At 29.6% G+C, this 311-nt stretch carries 1 protein-coding gene; it reads left to right on the top strand.

The window, feature by feature from the left end; genetic code table 11:
* Window positions 1-175 precede the first annotated feature (175 nt).
* On the top strand, window positions 176-311 hold a 136-nt coding region (locus KI356_RS16185), incomplete at its 3' end, for an ATP-binding cassette domain-containing protein (protein WP_212935897.1).

The raw sequence follows: 311 nt of genomic DNA, 5'->3' as shown, positions 1-311 counted from the left end.
GTATCATATAAGGATGCAAGGGAATACTTATATACATTTGTGAAAAAATTGTTACATTTTTTCAGCGTTTGCGATATCATTTTATTTGATATAAGATTAGAATGAGAATAAAATGAGAATATGAACGTTTTAGTAATTTTTAAAATGTATATATAGGATTAATGGAGGTATTGAGATGGCTGGTTCTACATTAACGGTTAAAGACTTACATGTATCAATTGATGGCAAAGAAATTTTAAAAGGTGTAAACCTTGAAGTAAAAGGTGGAGAAATCCACGCAATTATGGGACCTAACGGAACAGGTAAATCAA

The sequence above is a fragment of the Bacillus hominis genome (assembly GCF_018332515.1).
Classification (GTDB): Bacteria; Bacillota; Bacilli; order Bacillales; family Bacillaceae_G; genus Bacillus_A; species Bacillus_A hominis.
Note: the sequence above shows the minus strand (reverse complement) of the source record. Positions and strands in the feature narration are given on the sequence as shown.